Annotated in this window: 18 protein-coding genes and 2 pseudogenes; 4 read left to right on the forward strand and 16 right to left on the reverse strand. The window is 32.4% G+C overall.

The features are described 5' to 3' along the window. Positions 1-13 precede the first annotated feature (13 nt). The 14 genes from uvrB to ACFVR2_RS12575 all read right to left on the reverse strand — a co-directional run bounded on the left by uvrB (position 14) and on the right by ACFVR2_RS12575 (position 11,651). Complete coding sequence (gene uvrB, locus ACFVR2_RS12510) at positions 14-1,999, reverse strand: excinuclease ABC subunit UvrB (RefSeq protein ID WP_387362102.1); 1,986 nt, start codon at positions 1,997-1,999, stop codon at positions 14-16. 284 nt (positions 2,000-2,283) lie between these two features. Beyond that, complete coding sequence (locus tag ACFVR2_RS12515) at positions 2,284-3,552, reverse strand: hypothetical protein (protein WP_387362104.1); 1,269 nt, start codon at positions 3,550-3,552, stop codon at positions 2,284-2,286. Positions 3,553-3,565: 13 nt separating this feature from the next. Continuing rightward, positions 3,566-4,408: a hypothetical protein gene (locus ACFVR2_RS12520; RefSeq protein WP_387362106.1), complete on the reverse strand. Its 843-nt coding sequence runs from the start codon at positions 4,406-4,408 to the stop codon at positions 3,566-3,568. A 187-nt stretch (positions 4,409-4,595) separates the two neighbouring features. After that, a complete protein-coding gene (locus ACFVR2_RS12525; protein ID WP_387362789.1) occupies positions 4,596-5,711 on the reverse strand; it encodes an RNA-guided endonuclease InsQ/TnpB family protein in 1,116 nt (371 codons plus the stop codon). Positions 5,712-5,856: 145 nt separating this feature from the next. Then, positions 5,857-6,546, reverse strand: a complete 690-nt coding sequence (locus ACFVR2_RS12530; RefSeq protein WP_387362108.1) for an ABC transporter ATP-binding protein — start codon at positions 6,544-6,546, stop codon at positions 5,857-5,859. Then, entirely contained in the window at positions 6,547-6,939 is a 393-nt protein-coding gene (locus ACFVR2_RS12535; protein WP_387362110.1) for a GntR family transcriptional regulator, read from the reverse strand. It lies immediately after the preceding gene. A 203-nt stretch (positions 6,940-7,142) separates the two neighbouring features. Continuing rightward, the gene (locus ACFVR2_RS12540; RefSeq protein ID WP_387362112.1) at positions 7,143-7,640 is read right to left on the reverse strand and encodes a DUF1648 domain-containing protein; all 498 of its coding nucleotides are present in this window, start codon (positions 7,638-7,640) and stop codon (positions 7,143-7,145) included. Positions 7,641-7,658: 18 nt separating this feature from the next. Beyond that, positions 7,659-7,862 carry a transcriptional regulator gene (locus ACFVR2_RS12545; protein ID WP_387362114.1) on the reverse strand — a complete coding sequence of 68 codons (204 nt, stop codon included), beginning with the start codon at positions 7,860-7,862 and terminating at the stop codon, positions 7,659-7,661. Position 7,863: 1 nt separating this feature from the next. Then, positions 7,864-8,160, reverse strand: coding sequence for a YxlC family protein (locus tag ACFVR2_RS12550; RefSeq protein ID WP_387362116.1), 297 nt, complete (start codon positions 8,158-8,160; stop codon positions 7,864-7,866). After that, positions 8,153-8,692, reverse strand: coding sequence for an RNA polymerase sigma factor SigY (gene sigY / locus ACFVR2_RS12555; RefSeq protein WP_387362118.1), 540 nt, complete (start codon positions 8,690-8,692; stop codon positions 8,153-8,155). The genes ACFVR2_RS12550 and sigY overlap by 8 nt, the downstream gene beginning before the upstream one ends. Before the next feature lie 323 nt (positions 8,693-9,015). After that, positions 9,016-9,621 carry a flavin reductase family protein gene (locus tag ACFVR2_RS12560; protein ID WP_387362791.1) on the reverse strand — a complete coding sequence of 202 codons (606 nt, stop codon included), beginning with the start codon at positions 9,619-9,621 and terminating at the stop codon, positions 9,016-9,018. Positions 9,622-9,637: 16 nt separating this feature from the next. Next, positions 9,638-10,243 carry an alpha/beta hydrolase gene (locus tag ACFVR2_RS12565; protein WP_387362120.1) on the reverse strand — a complete coding sequence of 202 codons (606 nt, stop codon included), beginning with the start codon at positions 10,241-10,243 and terminating at the stop codon, positions 9,638-9,640. 2 nt (positions 10,244-10,245) lie between these two features. Next, positions 10,246-11,187: a ring-cleaving dioxygenase gene (locus tag ACFVR2_RS12570; RefSeq protein ID WP_387362122.1), complete on the reverse strand. Its 942-nt coding sequence runs from the start codon at positions 11,185-11,187 to the stop codon at positions 10,246-10,248. A 20-nt stretch (positions 11,188-11,207) separates the two neighbouring features. Continuing rightward, a complete protein-coding gene (locus tag ACFVR2_RS12575; RefSeq protein ID WP_387362124.1) occupies positions 11,208-11,651 on the reverse strand; it encodes a MarR family winged helix-turn-helix transcriptional regulator in 444 nt (147 codons plus the stop codon). 247 nt (positions 11,652-11,898) lie between these two features. Between ACFVR2_RS12575 and ACFVR2_RS12580 the strand changes: the two are divergent. Both ACFVR2_RS12580 and ACFVR2_RS12585 read left to right on the forward strand, forming a co-directional pair. Then, positions 11,899-12,162 (forward strand): annotated as a pseudogene (locus ACFVR2_RS12580) (polysaccharide deacetylase family protein); the annotation flags it as partial. A gap of 132 nt (positions 12,163-12,294) precedes the next feature. After that, positions 12,295-12,507, forward strand: coding sequence for a hypothetical protein (locus ACFVR2_RS12585; protein ID WP_387362126.1), 213 nt, complete (start codon positions 12,295-12,297; stop codon positions 12,505-12,507). Positions 12,508-12,690: 183 nt separating this feature from the next. Here ACFVR2_RS12585 and ACFVR2_RS12590 read toward each other — a convergent pair whose 3' ends face one another. Further along, the gene (locus ACFVR2_RS12590) at positions 12,691-13,698 is read right to left on the reverse strand and encodes an IS1595 family transposase (protein WP_387362128.1); all 1,008 of its coding nucleotides are present in this window, start codon (positions 13,696-13,698) and stop codon (positions 12,691-12,693) included. An 82-nt stretch (positions 13,699-13,780) separates the two neighbouring features. Between ACFVR2_RS12590 and ACFVR2_RS12595 the strand changes: the two are divergent. Then, a pseudogene (locus ACFVR2_RS12595) lies at positions 13,781-14,245 on the forward strand (polysaccharide deacetylase family protein); the annotation flags it as partial. A gap of 30 nt (positions 14,246-14,275) precedes the next feature. Here the strand turns inward: ACFVR2_RS12595 and ACFVR2_RS12600 are convergent. Next, positions 14,276-14,842, reverse strand: a complete 567-nt coding sequence (locus ACFVR2_RS12600; protein WP_387362130.1) for a VanZ family protein — start codon at positions 14,840-14,842, stop codon at positions 14,276-14,278. Between the two features lie 247 nt (positions 14,843-15,089). Between ACFVR2_RS12600 and ACFVR2_RS12605 the strand changes: the two genes are divergently transcribed. Then, entirely contained in the window at positions 15,090-15,746 is a 657-nt protein-coding gene (locus ACFVR2_RS12605; protein WP_387362132.1) for a glycosyltransferase, read from the forward strand. Positions 15,747-15,763 lie beyond the last annotated feature (17 nt).

A 15,763-nucleotide genomic window follows, 5' to 3' on the forward strand; every position in this document is an offset into this window, starting at 1 on the left:
CTTTTCAAGTTCTTCACCTCTCAGACTTCAATTCTAATATTAAGTCACGAAGTTCTGTTGCTCGTTCAAAATCAAGCGCCTTCGCTGCGTCCTTCATTTCCATTTCAATTGATTGAATAAATAAATGACGTTCTTTTTTGTTCATTTTCTTATATTTAGCACTAATACCATTTTCATAAACTTCTTCTTCTTCAGCAACAGAAGTAGCTCGAATCACATCACGTACTTGCTTAATAATCGTTTTAGGAGTGATTCCATGTTTTTGGTTATATTCTTCCTGAATCTCACGACGACGCATTGTTTCATTAATAGCAATATTCATCGAATTCGTCATTTTATCAGCATACATAATAACATGACCATTTGAATTCCTTGCTGCTCGACCAATTGTTTGGATTAATGATCGTTCAGATCGTAAAAATCCTTCTTTATCTGCATCTAAAATTACGACTAATGAAACTTCAGGAATATCTATACCTTCACGTAAAAGGTTAATACCAATTAATACGTCATATTTACCTAAACGAAGATCGCGAATAATTTCAATTCGTTCAAGCGTTTTAATTTCAGAATGTAAATAGTTAACCTTAATTCCGATTTCTTTCAAATAATCCGTTAAATCTTCAGACATTTTCTTCGTTAGAGTAGTAATTAGTACTCTCTCATTTTTAGCAATTCGATTACGAATTTCATCGATCAGATCATCAATTTGACCTTCAATCGGACGAACATCTATCGTCGGATCTAGTAGACCAGTTGGACGAATAATTTGCTCTACTTTCTCAGGACACAGTTCTAGCTCATATGGTCCAGGTGTCGCAGTTACGTAAATAGTTTGTTGAACTTTTTCCACAAACTCTGCAAACTTTAAAGGTCGATTATCCAATGCTGAAGGCAGTCGGAATCCATGATCTACTAATACTTGCTTTCGAGCTTGGTCACCGTTAAACATTCCTCGAATTTGCGGAACCGTAACATGTGACTCGTCAATCACCATTAAGAAATCTTCTGGAAAATAGTCTAATAATGTATAAGGCGTAGAACCTGGTGGTCTCAGCGTCAGATGACGGGAATAGTTTTCAATTCCTGAACAAAATCCCATCTCGTTCATCATTTCTAAATCATATCTAGTTCGTTGCTCAAGCCTTTGAGCTTCTAGTAACTTACCGTTATCTCGCATTTCCTTTAATCGTTCTTCTAACTCAACTTCAATATTTTTAATGGCGATTTTCATTTTTTCTTCACGTGTAACGAAGTGGGAAGCCGGGAAAATTGCAACGTGTTCACGGTCACCTAAAATTTCACCTGTTAATGCATCCACTTCTCTAATTCTTTCAATTTCATCACCAAAAAATTCCACACGAATACAGTGCTCATCACGTGATGCCGGGAATATTTCAACAACATCTCCACGAACTCGGAATGTACCACGTGAGAAGTCAATATCATTACGCGCATACTGAATATCTACTAGTTTATGTAATAGGTCGTCTCTACTAATTTCCATTCCAATACGAAGAGAACAAACTAATTCACGATATTCTTCAGGAGAACCTAAACCGTAAATACAAGATACACTCGCTACAATAATGACATCCTTACGTTCAAAAAGGGAGGAAGTCGCAGAGTGACGTAATTTATCAATTTCATCATTAATACTTGAATCTTTTTCAATATAAGTATCCGTTTGAGGTACATAAGCTTCTGGCTGAAAATAATCATAGTAACTAACGAAATACTCAACTGCATTATTAGGAAAGAAGTCTTTTAATTCACTGTATAATTGCCCTGCTAATGTTTTATTGTGAGCAAATACTAATGTTGGTTTTCCTATTTCTTTAATTACATTTGAAATGGTAAACGTTTTTCCCGTACCTGTAGCACCTAATAAAACTTGATGCTCTTTACCATTTCTAACTCCATCAACTAACTGCTTAATCGCATTTGGCTGGTCGCCTTGAGGTGAATAATTAGAAACTACCTCGAATCCCTGCTCCATCTTCCCCGCCTCCATTTCCAAAACATACCTATCCTTCTATTTTACCACAAAATTTCAAAAATCAATCAAAAACAGAACAAACGTACTTTAAAAAATAATCATCTTTACATATTATCGATGTTTAAATACGAATTCAAGTAATTAAACTAGAACGTATATTCCCAAAGTGAAGGATGAGATAAAAAAAAGAACAGGAATAAAGAAAGAGAAGGAGTAGGAAAAGATTTTATAAGTTTTATAAAATCTTTTCCTATAACCCATGTCTTTTCTTTTTCCTGCCCTACTTATTCAACCTTAAAATCATATATCTGTAATTTTTTTAATGCTTTACTAGCATTTCCTTTAATGTTCTTCACATCAATCTTACCTTCGAAAACACTTTGTCCGCTTGTTAAATCGGAAATAATCAAATCTTTATTTAACTTTCCAGGATTCTCATTGTTATTCGTAATTGCATATAGTTTTCCATCAATAATTTTATAATTTGAAAGGTTATTAGCATTTATTTTAGAAATATGAACTGGTGCACCTTCGACTTTTTTATTGTTTAGATTATACATTAATACTGAAAGATCTTTATCACCGTTCGTTATAAAATACAAGTTATCTTTATCAAGGATTACATTACTCCGCTTCAATTGTTCTTTTTGTTCATTCGATAAATTTAAAGGTTCTTCTTTATCAGTTTCTAAATTAAATACGAATACTTCATTACTAATTTCTTCAGTTGTTGTTTCTCCATTCGTTTGAACTGTATCCTTTAGTTTTGCCTTTTTGTAGACACTGAATTTAGAAGGAATCGTTTGATCTGATTCTGATATCGTATTTTGTAATTCAGTATGAGTGTGTGTCTTTTGGTCATTGGATGATTTATTAATCACTTTACGATCAACAATTTTCTTTTGGTTTACATTAATTCGATACATAACTAGTTCAGTTTGATCGACATTTACATCTGATTTTGTATTATTATCTATCGTTTTATTTTGATAAGTAGTGACAACTAAATCTTTACCAATTAATTGTACATCCTCTACATCTATATATGAGTAGTTTTCTTCACCTTGGATATCAATTTTAAATTTATAACGGTCTTTATTTTGAAGATCAAGACCATCTATATACATTTTAAAATGATTATTTTTATGCTCATACGTACCATCAAGTTTTCCACCTTTTACCTCGGCGTGCCATGCAAAATCTTTATCGATATAAAATTGAGAAGAAGAAATTTTTCCGCGCATAAAGTTTCTTTCTTTCTTTTTTAAATCATTTAATTTTTTTAAGTCATAGTATTCACTATCAAGTTCACTAAGAATTGAATTAGTATCTTTATATTCACTTCCGTCAGTAGTGATACTTAAGCCCCTACCTCCATCCTGACCGTATCCACCGCTAAGAACTAAATTTTTAACGTATTTCGAATCTCCATTTTCGGTCTTTAAGTAAAATTTAGGCAACTTGCTTTCTGACATAGCTACTTTCGTAAAAAACGTACCTAAACTGATTGTCGTGACAACGGCTATTACTGCCAAATTACGATATCGCTTCATTCTAAACTCCTCCTTACACCGATACTTTGTTTTTTAATAAATATTTACTAAATAAGATTGAACCTGTAATAATGATTGCAAAAAGACCTATTTCCATATAAATGACTTCGCTTGGATAAAATGAGAAATCATTTCCAAAAACGTAAGATTGAATAATCTCTGGTATAAGAATTAAAACTACAATCGCCATAGCGTATAAAATCCCAAATAATATACCTTTCCAGCGATAACTACGTTCTAATAGAATGAATGTGAAAAGAGTAAACACTAATCCCATTCCAATAAGATACCTAAAAATGAAATCCTCAAAGTTACTTGGTAACACCATTGCAAAAATATTGGGATTCATAAAAAGTTCAACCGTACTCATTTTCCCTAAAAGATCACTTGGAACAATATTTTGAAATACATTTATTTCAATTGGTAATAGTATTAATTGAAAAGCGAGTAAACTTAACACCATAATTAAGATCGTACTTGCTTTCGCAAAGTAAATTGTCATTCTTGATGTTGGTAACATAAATAAACGGTAAATAAATGTGTTTTTCCCGAAGTAATCTCTGTACCAAATGATAAAAACATAGAACATCATTAATGCGATACATATGACAATTGGACCAATAAATAGTGGGTGATTAGCAACCTGATTAAAGTTAAGTAACCCATTTGAAGAGATAAACTCTTCTGTTGCTTTCAAAGAACTTGCATAGTTTGCATCATTAGCCGCTTTCATATAGTTGGACTTTACTACAAATAAACTTACAAACTGTGATATAGCTACTACAATTAATAACCCTATATATAATTTAAAAAATCGATTAACCTCAAAATTAACTAGTTTTAAATATCGATTCACGATTCATACACCGTTGCCAAAAATTATAAAAACCAATAATTATATCTATTATTTTTATAGATTTCGTTTATTTCCCTATTCTTCGTGTCCGATTTTGCCTAGTTAAGCTACTTTCGTTTGATCTAACACTCCAAGGGCGTAAATTCGGATACAACGAACCCTACATATCAGTAATGACGTCTAGGTGTCAGTTTACTAATTTATATCGTGACAAGTTGATCGCTGCGTTTACATCTCGATCGATTTCATGACCGCATTCACATTTATAGAATCGATCTGATAGTTTTAAATTTTTTTTCAAATTCCCACAACTTGAACACATTTTAGAAGATGGGTACCATTTATCAGCTTCAAAAAATTCAATGCCATATTTTTCACATTTATATTGAATCTGGCGTTTGAATTTAAATAAACACTGCTTTGCAATAACTTTTGAAAGGTGCTTATTCTTCATCATCCCTCTGATATTTAAACTTTCCATTACGATGCGATATGGTTTGGTTTTCACTATTTCGCTCGTGGATTGATGATGATGATTTAGTCTGATATTTGTCAACCTTCTATGGAGGTGTTGTATCTTCTTTTCGATTTTTATAATGTTGCTTGTTTTGACAAAACGGTTTCCCTCCTTATTCATTTCATATTTACGAGAAACTTGACGCTGCAACCTACGTAGGCGTTTCTCTACACTTTTAACAGTGCTTGTTTTGTTAATATTTTTCTTCTTAATGCCATCTGAACAAACGGCTAACTCTTTAATTCCTACATCAATTCCAAGTGAGACATTCGTCAGTTCAAGAATTGGTTTTGATACCTCAATCCCTACAGAAAGATACCAGTATTTTCCGTCGTGACTTATTCTAGGATTATAGTATTTTTCATCTGGTATACATTCAGAAACTACAACCCAACCGACCTTCTCAATCAATACTTTATTTCCACCTATTTTCAACTTCACATTATCGTTATAAAAAGATGATTTTGATTTTCTTCTACTTTTGAATCGTGGTTTATCAGTTAACCCTTTAAAGAATTTCTTATACGCTTCACAAAGATCTTTTATCGCTTGTTTTGTAATATTATTCGATACTTCATACAACCAAGAAAATTCATCAGTTTGTTTTAATACAGTTAATTCTTTTCTTAATATGCCATCAGAAATAAACTTCCCACCGTTTTTATAATTTTCTTCTTGTTTGGACAATGCCCAGTTATAAGCCCATCTAGCAGTTCCCACTGATTTCCATAATTGTTTTTCTTGTTCTTTAGTTGGCCTTAATCTTACTCTCATCGCAAGTATCATTGTTTTTTTTAATTCTTTAAGAGTTTGTTCAGTTCCACCTATCAAATCAACTTTCAATTTACTCACCTCATGTACATTTAAACACAATGGGTGATTTTCATTTAGAACGAATTGTGATATTTTTATTAATTTTAATTAATTAAAATTAACGGTCATACACCTCTCTCATTACATCCATAACTGATTTACCTTCTTCTAATCGAATTTCTTCAGTATAAAACTCTTTCAGAATTTCACCGTTATCTAATAAAATGACCTTATCGATTAAATGCTCAATATCACTAATTTCGTGCGTGGTTATAATCACGCCTCGATCCTCAATTAAGTGACTCGTAAACACTTTTGCAATTTGCTCTCTACTAAACATATCGATACCAGAAAAAGGTTCATCCATCAGAACATAATCTACATCTAGTCCTAAACCAAAAAGTAAATTGGCTTTTGCAGCATTCCCTTTTGAAAGCTCACCTAATTTCTCATCTTCCTTTAAACGGAAAAATCCAAGTAATTCTTTTGCACGCTCTGGATTCCAATTTACATAAAAGTCTTTCATAAACTGCATTGCTTCTCCAACTGTAAAACTAGGAAGCATTGTAAGTGTATCTGGTATAAAGGTGATATTTTCGTACATTGTATGATTCATTTTCTTATCATCTATTAATATTTCTCCGCGATCGATTGGCGTAATCCCCATAATCGCCTTCATCGTTGTAGATTTACCAACACCGTTAATGCCTATTAAACAAGTGATTTCTCCTTTATTTGCAGTAAAAGAAATATCACGTAAAACATTTTTCCGACCATATTTTTTTGAAACATTTTTTACTTGGATCATTTAAGCATCTCCTTTCATTTCTTCTTTTATCTTTTGTTCATAGTTTTGTTTAACCATTGTAAGTAATTCTTCCACAGGAACATTTATTACTTTAATTGAATCGACGAATTCATTTACAGCTTCCATAATCAATTCATTTCGTACACTATTTAACACTTTTATATCAGTCGTAATCTTACTAGGGAAATTTCGTTCAGTCGTAATCAATCCTTGTTCCTCCATTTCCTTGTATGCTTTTTGTACAGTATTTGGATTTATATTAAATTGAACAGCTAATTCTCTTCTTGATGGTATCTCTTGACCAGCTTCTAATAGTCTTTTGGCAATTTGTTGTTTAAAATGCCTAACGACCTGTAAATAAACGGGTTCACGGTTATTCACTATAAATTCCATCAATCCACCTCCTCGTTCTTAATTCAATTTAATTAGCATGTGTGTGTACTACTTAGTTCATACACTTAATACATCACTATGCGTATTACTCGATTAATACACCTTATACGTGTACTATACAGGTGATACACTAAAATTGTCAAACATAAAATTAAAAATACTAGACCTAATTGAACCGTTCCAATTAGTCTAGTATTTCTACACTATCGATATTTTCTTGATTTAATCACATACACAATCAGTGTACTAAATAAACAAATTACAAACCCTACCATAACAAAAATATTCAGTTGATCCATCGTTCCTTTTGAATTTTGTACAACTACCCAGATAAGGTATACAATTATAATCATGAGTTCTAACTTTAAAAATGACATCATTTGCAGCACTAATTTGTATTGTTTCTCAGCGTTTTCTTGTGTAATTTTTACGATATAATTATATTTTTGAGGAATTGTCTGAAGGTTAGAATTGACGAAATAAAGAATAAGCCCAACCCCCCATATAATGAATATTGTCCATTTCGGTCCCCAATTATCGATATCTCCATTCACATTAAAATGCATTGGTATTTCGCTTGGTAGCTTATGATACATCATCATTAAATAGGCTCCAGATAAAACGGTTATTAGTAGCGAAATCCCATTTATCCATTTTTGAAATGTTGTCTCTTTTATATTTAACGCTGGTCTGATTTCCATCCCAAACCGCCCACTTTCTTAATTTAGTTTTTTTCGATCTTTTCGAACAACTAAAAAGTAAAAGAAGATACTAGGCCAAGGGAATTGAATCATTCCTAACAGCCCCCATAACCATGCTGAACGACTTCTCTTTTTTGCTTTTGTAAAAAGTGTGATACTTTGAATTATTAAAATTATGAAGACTAACACTAAAATGATAATATTTTCCGTTGTCCATTCCATTTTAAATCCACTCACTTTCAATTTTCTTTTTATCTCGTTTATAAATAATTGGTATAGCAATGAAACCTAAACATTGAATAATAACAATACTTACTGGTGCTTCTAACGATATAAGTAGTGCACCGATAAATAGACTGCACGCTACACAGATGAATAAGATTAGTTCTTTAAGAAAAATGGTTTTCTTTTTTTCTTGATGACTTTTAATTTTTTCTGTAATCGCGTTGATTGAGGGTTCATGTACATTCGTTAATTCATCAAACTGCTTAAACGCTGAAACAATTTCTTCTTTATCCATCTTGCATTAACTCCTTTCTTAATTCCTTCATCCCATGATGAATTCTTGATTTAACCGTTCCTTCTCGAATTCCCATCATATTTCCAATTTCTTCGTTCGTATAGCCGTAGTAATGCTTTAATAATATGGCCGCCCGCACTTCCGATTTAAGCTTTTCAAAACCCTCCATAATATCACTCCACTCGAACCCTTTATAAGCCAACTGCCAATTTAAGGATCGTGATAATTCTACAGACTCATTTTTTTGCCAAAACCATTCGCGCTTTTTCTTTCTTTGTTGATCTAAATAAAGTCTAGTAGCGATTGTAATTAACCAAGTTGAAAATTTGGATTGACCGTTGTATTTCTTTATATTGTCATAACCTTTCAACATCGTATCCTGCACTAAATCTTCTGCAGTTTGTTGATTTAACGTCATCTTCAATACGTATTTATATAAAAAGGAATAATGGATTTGAAATAGTATAGCAAATGCATCTTGGTCACCTTGCTGAGCATACTTTATAATTTCTAATTCATCTAAATCAGCCATTTCTTCCTCCTTCCTAGCTAACTTATTCAATATTTATTTAGTTTTCATTTGTTATACGATTAGGTTCTGCAAAACGTTCATTTTTCTTTTAATTATTTTCTACTTTTTTTCGTAGACATTTAGCAATTAATTAATAGCTCGTACAAAAAAAAAGACCTCCAAAAATGGACAGTCTATTTAATATCATCAACTATATACTATGTGCAGACAAAAAGTATTAATACTAATGATAAAATTTTACTATTTAAATTTAGAAAGCTAATATTTTCAAACAAAAATAAAGGGTAAAGTCCATGCGACTTTACCCTTCAATCTTTTTAAACTTATTTAGGACGATCAATTGTAAACATTTCTCCAACTTTAGCATAATCATTCCCTGCTAAACGACTAACTGCTTTTAAGCCATCTGCATCGATCCGTCCATTTTCATAAATTTCATCTTCTATATGAAAATAAACAACCTTGCCTATTAATAAGTCGCAAGCCTCGTTATCTGTTCCTAATGGAATTGCCTGTTCTAAGATACATTCCATTCGAATTTTTGACTCCTTCACTCCTGGGACTGAAACCATTACACTTTCCACTGGGGTTAACCCTGCTAATTCAACTTCGCTCTCAGTAGGTGGCAATGCAGCAGCTGTTTTATTAATCGCTTCAACATTTGATTCATCAACAATATGGACAACGAACTCTTTTTTCTCAATCGCATTTCTAGCTGTATCTTTTTGTTTACCATTTTGTCGCTGAACAGATACAGATATCATAGGTGGATTAGACGTTACGATGTTGAAATAGCTAAATGGTGCTCCATTTAAGACATTCTCATTTGATTCAGTTGTAACAAAAGCAATTGGTCTTGGAATAATCCCACCAATCAAGAACTTATAATTATCACGATCACTTAAATCCGCTGGAGAAAAAGATTTCATCATTATTGCATGCTCCTTAAAAGTTATTTTTGTACCAATCAGCTGCTGCTTCAATTTCCGATCTAGTTAAGCTATGCCCCATGTTTTCCCAATGTGTAACGACTTTTGCACCAGCGCCGTCTAACAATGATGCTAATTCTTCTGTTTCTTGGGGTAAACAAATTGGATCATTTTTGCCTGCACCAATGAAGACTGACACATCTTTCATATTTGGCAATTCTAAATCACGAATCGGTACCATTGGATGGAATAGCATTGCGCCTTTAAATACATTTTCATAATTGAACAGTAAGCTACCTGCAATGTTTGCACCGTTTGAATAACCAATTGCGATCATATTATTCGAATCAAATCCATGTTCTTCGGACGCCGATTCAATAAACTCTTTTAATTCTTTTGTACGGAAAACTAAATCTTCCATATCAAATACACCTTCAGCTAATCGCTTAAAAAAACGTGGCATTCCATTTTCGCTCACATTACCTCTTACAGATAATACAGAAGCTTCATCATCGATCATACCTGCAATTGGTAATAGATCAAGTTCATTCCCACCTGTACCATGTAATAATAAAAATGTTGGCTTTGATGGATTACTTCCTCTATTAAATACGTGCTTCATCTTCATTCTCCTTTCACTTCTCTAACAACAATTGGTTGCAAGTGATTTTCTATTATTTCACGATGTGGTTCCTGCCACTTTGGTAGCATTAACTGTTCTCCTAAATGGTCTATATCCTCATCAATCATAAATCCTGGTGGATCAGTTGCAATTTCAAATAAAAGTCCACCATTTTCACGAAAATAAATTGCATTAAAATAATTTCGATCTTTTACTTCAGTAACTCCATAATGATTGTCATATAACTTTTCTTGCCATTTTACATGTTCTTCATCATTACTTGCCCTCCATGCAATATGATGGACAGTTCCAACTCCCATAGCGCCTCTTCCTACTGCTGCTAATTCAATATCGATCATATTTCCGATATCGCTAGCAGCCTTAAAACGTAAATAATTCCCCTCTTGACCTAAGCATTCTAATTCCATTACGTTTTCCAACAGTTCAGCTGTTTTATTCGGTGCTCCAGAATATAAAACTGCACCACCAAACCCTTTAATTGCTACATCCTTTGTAACACCATTAAATTCCCAAGTATTTTCCTGGCCAGCTTCCCTTTCCACTAATTCAAGCTGTAAGCCATGAAAGTCTTCAAATTGAAGAAATGTTTCTCCAAATCGACTTACTTTTTTTGTATGAATATTAAATGATGCTAAACGCGCTTCCCAAAATTCCATTGAGTTAGCTGGGATTAAGAAAGTTGTGATTCCTACTTGCCCACTTCCTACTTTTCCTTTATATGCATTAGCCCAAGGGAAAAAAGTCATGATCGTCCCTGGTTGTGCAGCTTCATTTCCAAAATAAAAGTGATACGTACCTGGATCATCAAAATTAATTGTTTTTTTCACAAAGCGTAAGCCTAAAATCCCAGCGTAGAAATCCATATTTTCTTGTGGATCACCAACTATCGCAGTGATATGATGTATGCCTTTCATTTTCTCCATAAACTCTCCTCCGCTCTAATTCATTTTTTATTTAATTTCCTTAATAAAGTAAGTAATTGTAATTGTTCTTCTTCAGTTAATTTGTTGAATTGAGCTTGTTGAAACTCATCCTGTGTAGGAATGATTTCTTCATACATTTTTTGACCTATCTCTGTTAAAGAGAGATATTTGTTTTTCCATTCAACTTCTCTTTTAATCCACTGAAGCTCTTCCATTTTCTTTAATAGATGAGTCACATTTCCTTTTGTAACAACTAATTTATCGGCTAATTCTTGCTGAGTAAGACGCTTATTTCTCCCTACATGTACAATTACATCAAATTGAGCAGTCGTCAGTCCCCACTTTTTCAAATGATTATTTGATTCTCTAACATTTTTAAGATAAAAACGAGCTAATCGAAACCAAAGTAATACTGCTAAATTTTTTGATTTGTTTGCAGAAGATTCATTATGACTATTTAACATTTTTGCACCTCTTTGATCGATCTTGTTATCAGTTTAATACTAAACTGATAACTTTGCAAGTAGATTGTTTTAACTAAATAAAAACTTATTTTCAAAAAATACTCCCGAAAAAGAAGAACCTTAATCTGTATTACACTACTTCTTCCATCACTCTTAAATTCCCTTTAATTTCCTTCTTTTATTCTTTTTTAATTAGTGATGATATAATTATGTTTAATTTCAATATCTAGAAAGACAGGTAAAATAGATGAAAAAAAGACTACTTAAAATAAGTGCAAGTATTCTAATTTTGTTTCTGATCTTATTTGGATTGTACAAGCTAATGAATGCAAGATCTTTTCAGCTTTTTGGTGGATTAACAAACGAAGTACACACTAACCAAAAAGTAGTGGCTTTAACATTTGACGACGGTCCAACAAAAAACGTTGATGACATTCTTCCACTTTTAGATCAATACAATGCAAAAGCTACTTTTTTTCTAATCGGTAATGAAATTGAAAGGCTGTTTTCGTAAAGTTTGTTGCTTTTATAAAATAATGTATTAGTAAAGGAAAATTATTGTTAGTTGAAGAAGGAATTTATGCGTAAAATATGGAATTATTTACTAACAATAAAATTTACATCGAGAGGTTGAGAAATAAACATGAAAAATCCAGTCAGTGCAATGTACATTATATTTGGTCTTTTAATTGTCACTTTAACTTATTTTACTAATTTTGTTGGACCTGTTTTACTAAGAGGCTTCGGATGGATACTGTTCGTTGTAGGAATTCTTAATATGTTTTCAACGTATTTCAGTTCAATTCAAAATCCTTTAACTGATTTATTTAATACTGAAGAAAATGAAAAAAAATGAAATTATTAAAGTTTAATATAAATTTAAATTTCCTTAAGCAACTACCATGGGAGTACGATATAAACTTCCATTCACTATTGTGAATCTGTGGATTCATGGATGGCTAACGCATTCGTTAGTTGCATAATATGCCTTTAGAGTCATATCAATTGATATGGCTTTTTTGTTCTAATCCAACTATATTTATACTTCTCGTAAATACTTAACTGTAATGTAATTAGGATTTTGACAGGAACCTAACATCATACCCTTTACTCTATCCTTAGTAGCTAACTTCTTATTTTGTTGTAAGAATTTGAACCAGTATAGGTAGTTATCGAGATATTTAGTGGCTACTCCTTGAAATCTATCCATCCAATCTCCAAGACGTTTATGAAAGCTATTGACATGTTGAACATGGTATATGCCTTTTTTAACATACCCTTCTTTACTAACATTGATTGTTTCATGTTTTAGACCTTTATCCAATGCAAACTTTTTATAGTTTGTAGCAGTATCAGTGCATAACAAAGCAGAGGGGTCTATATACTCCCCAATTACCGCATCTATTTCTTCTGCTCGGACACGACCACGACCAGCTTTTCTAACAACTACTTGACCATTACGGTCTTGTGCAACTACAACTGCAATTTTCAGATTACTTATACCTCTTTTCGGGTCTCTTCCACCACGTTCTTTGGGGTCTCTGCCTTCTACTTTACGCCCTTTAAAGGACTCTTTGAAAAAGGTCTCGTCGCTTTCAACGATTCCCTTTAAACCTTGAAATCCTAAAGAACGCAATGCAAATAAAATCTTGTGCCTCCAATAGAAACAAGTGGATATGTGAATTTTAAGCTCTTCAGCAATTTTTGGTAAGGTGTAGCCTTCAATCATCATACGAAAATATTTAGCCCATTTTCCAAGATATCGTGAACCTGAAATCGGAGTATTTGTTAAGTCATTAAATGACTTGCTGCAATCATGACAGAAGTAACGCTGTCTCCCACGATATTTACCGTTTCGCTTAACCTTTACACTTCCACAATGAACACAACCAAGACCTTCGCTAAAGCGAGTTTCTCTAATTGTAGTGTATGTGTCAGCTATTTCTTCTTCATCATTACAGAAGAACTCTGTTTTTAAGCGATTGAATAACTTGATTTGGTCTTGTTTTGATAAATCAGTGAAATCAGCATAAACATGTTCCATCATTGAAAAAGCACCTCCCAAACAAGTATTTTAGCACCCTTTAGGAGTATGGTCAAAATAGCAACAATCTATGCGAAAACAGCCAATTGAAAAGAATCCCGAGGAAGCTAAAAAAATTGTGGATGCGGGACAACAAGTTGGAAATCATACATATTCTCATGACAGAATGGTGTTAAAATCACCTTCATTTATCAAAAATGAAATAGAAAAGACAGATAAACTAATTCGAAAAGCTGGCTATAAAGGGGAAATTGAGTTCCGTCCACCAAATGGGAAAAAACTATTTGGGTTACCGTATTACATGCATAAACATAACAGAGAAACGATTACATGGAATTTGGAGCCAGATACTTTTTACACAAAACCTGAAGACAAAATAAACTATGTAAAGAAAAATATTAAACCGGGTTCAATTATTTTAATTCATCCGATGTATGATAAAACTGGTAAAGAATTAGCAACAATTAAGGGGATATTGGATTTATTATCGAAAGATGGATATAAATTTGTGACAGTGAAAGAACTCCAGAAGTTACAAAAAGACAAGTAGCATCATGCTCCTTGTCTTTTTATATATTGATTAACGACTTTCTTCTAATAGTCTTGGTTTAATAGATAATTTAGTACTTAAACTAAAGAATACGACTCCTAATACAGTACCAAATGTATTTAATAATAAATCATCAATGTCGCATGATCGATAATTATATCCAAGAAAAAATCCCATGGTTCCTTGGATTATTTCAATCCCTAAACTTACAGTAAAACCAACTAATATCGTTCTACTTTTCATAATTTTAGGATACAGAACTGGCAAAGCAAATCCTATTGGCATAAATAATACAATATTTCCGCCAACTTGCTTTAGAGCAATTGAAAATGATCCATAACTTATTGAATCTACAACTACTTTAAAAGGGACAAAATTATTTGTATATCCTAAGTGATCCTCAATCATGACTTGAATTAGATTTTTTTGATAAGGAAATGGGAACAAAGTAATATCCACGAGACATGTAATGTAGATTCCAAAGATGATCCAATATAAATATTTTAGTAGAGTAATATAACCTTTAAAGTATCTATAACAAAAAAATAAAATGATTAAAGTCATGATAAAGATACTTGGATATAAATAATTTAACAAAGCTTTCCTCCCCTTCACCTTCCAAAGAATAAGCAATACTTTCAATTCCGTTATTCCCATTTTTTTCCACTAACTATTATACTAAATCAAAATCACTTTTTACATAGTACATATAATCTTTTTTAATGTTTTCCATAGGAAAAATCATTGAACAATTGAAGTAAATATAAAGACTTTGAATATTACTTTAAAAAAAATCCAAAATAATACTGGTACATTTTGAAAACATCTCAAAGGAGACATCTAAATGAAGAAACAAATACTTAAATTCACATCTCTATTTTTATGTTTTGCACTAATTTTATCCCCTATTAAATCCAGTGCCGAGCAAACTGATACTCGAGCTCATGGAAGATACATTAGTAAATCAGCGTGTAAATTCCAAGGCGATATGAGAAAGCTTTGGATGGATCATACGATTTGGACTAGTAAGTATATTGTTAGCGCGGTTGCTGGATTGCCAGATAAGGACATAGTACTTGCTCGACTATTAAGAAATCAACAAGATATTGGAAATGCAGTTAAACCTTATTATGGTGCTGCAGCAGGAGATCAGCTTGCTAAACTATTAACTGACCATATTGTATTGGCTGGTAAAATCATTGATGCTGCTAAAGCGAATGATATGGCAACTTTAAAAACATTAAACGATCAATGGTTTAAAAATGCAGATGACATTGCTGCATTTTTGAGTAAAGCAAATCCAAATTGGACAAATCAAGCTTTAAAAGACTTGCTATACAAGCATCTAAAAATGGTAACAAATGAAGTTGTAACAAGAATACAAATGAATTGGGATGGCAATGTAAAAGCATTTGATGCAGGTCTTGATCACATTATCGTTCTTGCAGATGCATTGTCTTCAGGCATTATTAAGCAATTCCCAAATAAATTTAAAAATTAAACAAACGTTTGATTTAT

This window comes from Gottfriedia sp. NPDC057991, from assembly GCF_042886615.1.
GTDB lineage: Bacteria > Bacillota > Bacilli > Bacillales > Bacillaceae_G > Gottfriedia.

Excerpts from the sequence above, each read along its gene's own strand:
- ACFVR2_RS12515 (WP_387362104.1), bottom strand. The coding sequence starts at position 3,552 with ATGAAGCGATATCGTAATTTGGCAGTAATAGCCGTTGTCACGACAATC.
- ACFVR2_RS12550 (WP_387362116.1), bottom strand. The coding sequence starts at position 8,160 with ATGGATAAAGAAGAAATTGTTTCAGCGTTTAAGCAGTTTGATGAATTA.
- ACFVR2_RS12530 (WP_387362108.1), bottom strand. The coding sequence starts at position 6,546 with ATGATCCAAGTAAAAAATGTTTCAAAAAAATATGGTCGGAAAAATGTT.
- uvrB (WP_387362102.1), bottom strand. The coding sequence starts at position 1,999 with ATGGAGCAGGGATTCGAGGTAGTTTCTAATTATTCACCTCAAGGCGAC.
- ACFVR2_RS12605 (WP_387362132.1), top strand. The coding sequence starts at position 15,090 with ATGAAGAAACAAATACTTAAATTCACATCTCTATTTTTATGTTTTGCA.
- ACFVR2_RS12590 (WP_387362128.1), bottom strand. The coding sequence starts at position 13,698 with ATGATGGAACATGTTTATGCTGATTTCACTGATTTATCAAAACAAGAC.
- sigY (WP_387362118.1), bottom strand. The coding sequence starts at position 8,692 with ATGGCTGATTTAGATGAATTAGAAATTATAAAGTATGCTCAGCAAGGT.
- ACFVR2_RS12560 (WP_387362791.1), bottom strand. The coding sequence starts at position 9,621 with ATGAAATCTTTTTCTCCAGCGGATTTAAGTGATCGTGATAATTATAAG.
- ACFVR2_RS12575 (WP_387362124.1), bottom strand. The coding sequence starts at position 11,651 with ATGTTAAATAGTCATAATGAATCTTCTGCAAACAAATCAAAAAATTTA.
- ACFVR2_RS12535 (WP_387362110.1), bottom strand. The coding sequence starts at position 6,939 with ATGGAATTTATAGTGAATAACCGTGAACCCGTTTATTTACAGGTCGTT.
- ACFVR2_RS12570 (WP_387362122.1), bottom strand. The coding sequence starts at position 11,187 with ATGGAGAAAATGAAAGGCATACATCATATCACTGCGATAGTTGGTGAT.
- ACFVR2_RS12565 (WP_387362120.1), bottom strand. The coding sequence starts at position 10,243 with ATGAAGCACGTATTTAATAGAGGAAGTAATCCATCAAAGCCAACATTT.
- ACFVR2_RS12545 (WP_387362114.1), bottom strand. The coding sequence starts at position 7,862 with ATGGAATGGACAACGGAAAATATTATCATTTTAGTGTTAGTCTTCATA.
- ACFVR2_RS12540 (WP_387362112.1), bottom strand. The coding sequence starts at position 7,640 with ATGGAAATCAGACCAGCGTTAAATATAAAAGAGACAACATTTCAAAAA.
- ACFVR2_RS12525 (WP_387362789.1), bottom strand. The coding sequence starts at position 5,711 with ATGATACTTGCGATGAGAGTAAGATTAAGGCCAACTAAAGAACAAGAA.
- ACFVR2_RS12585 (WP_387362126.1), top strand. The coding sequence starts at position 12,295 with ATGAAAAATCCAGTCAGTGCAATGTACATTATATTTGGTCTTTTAATT.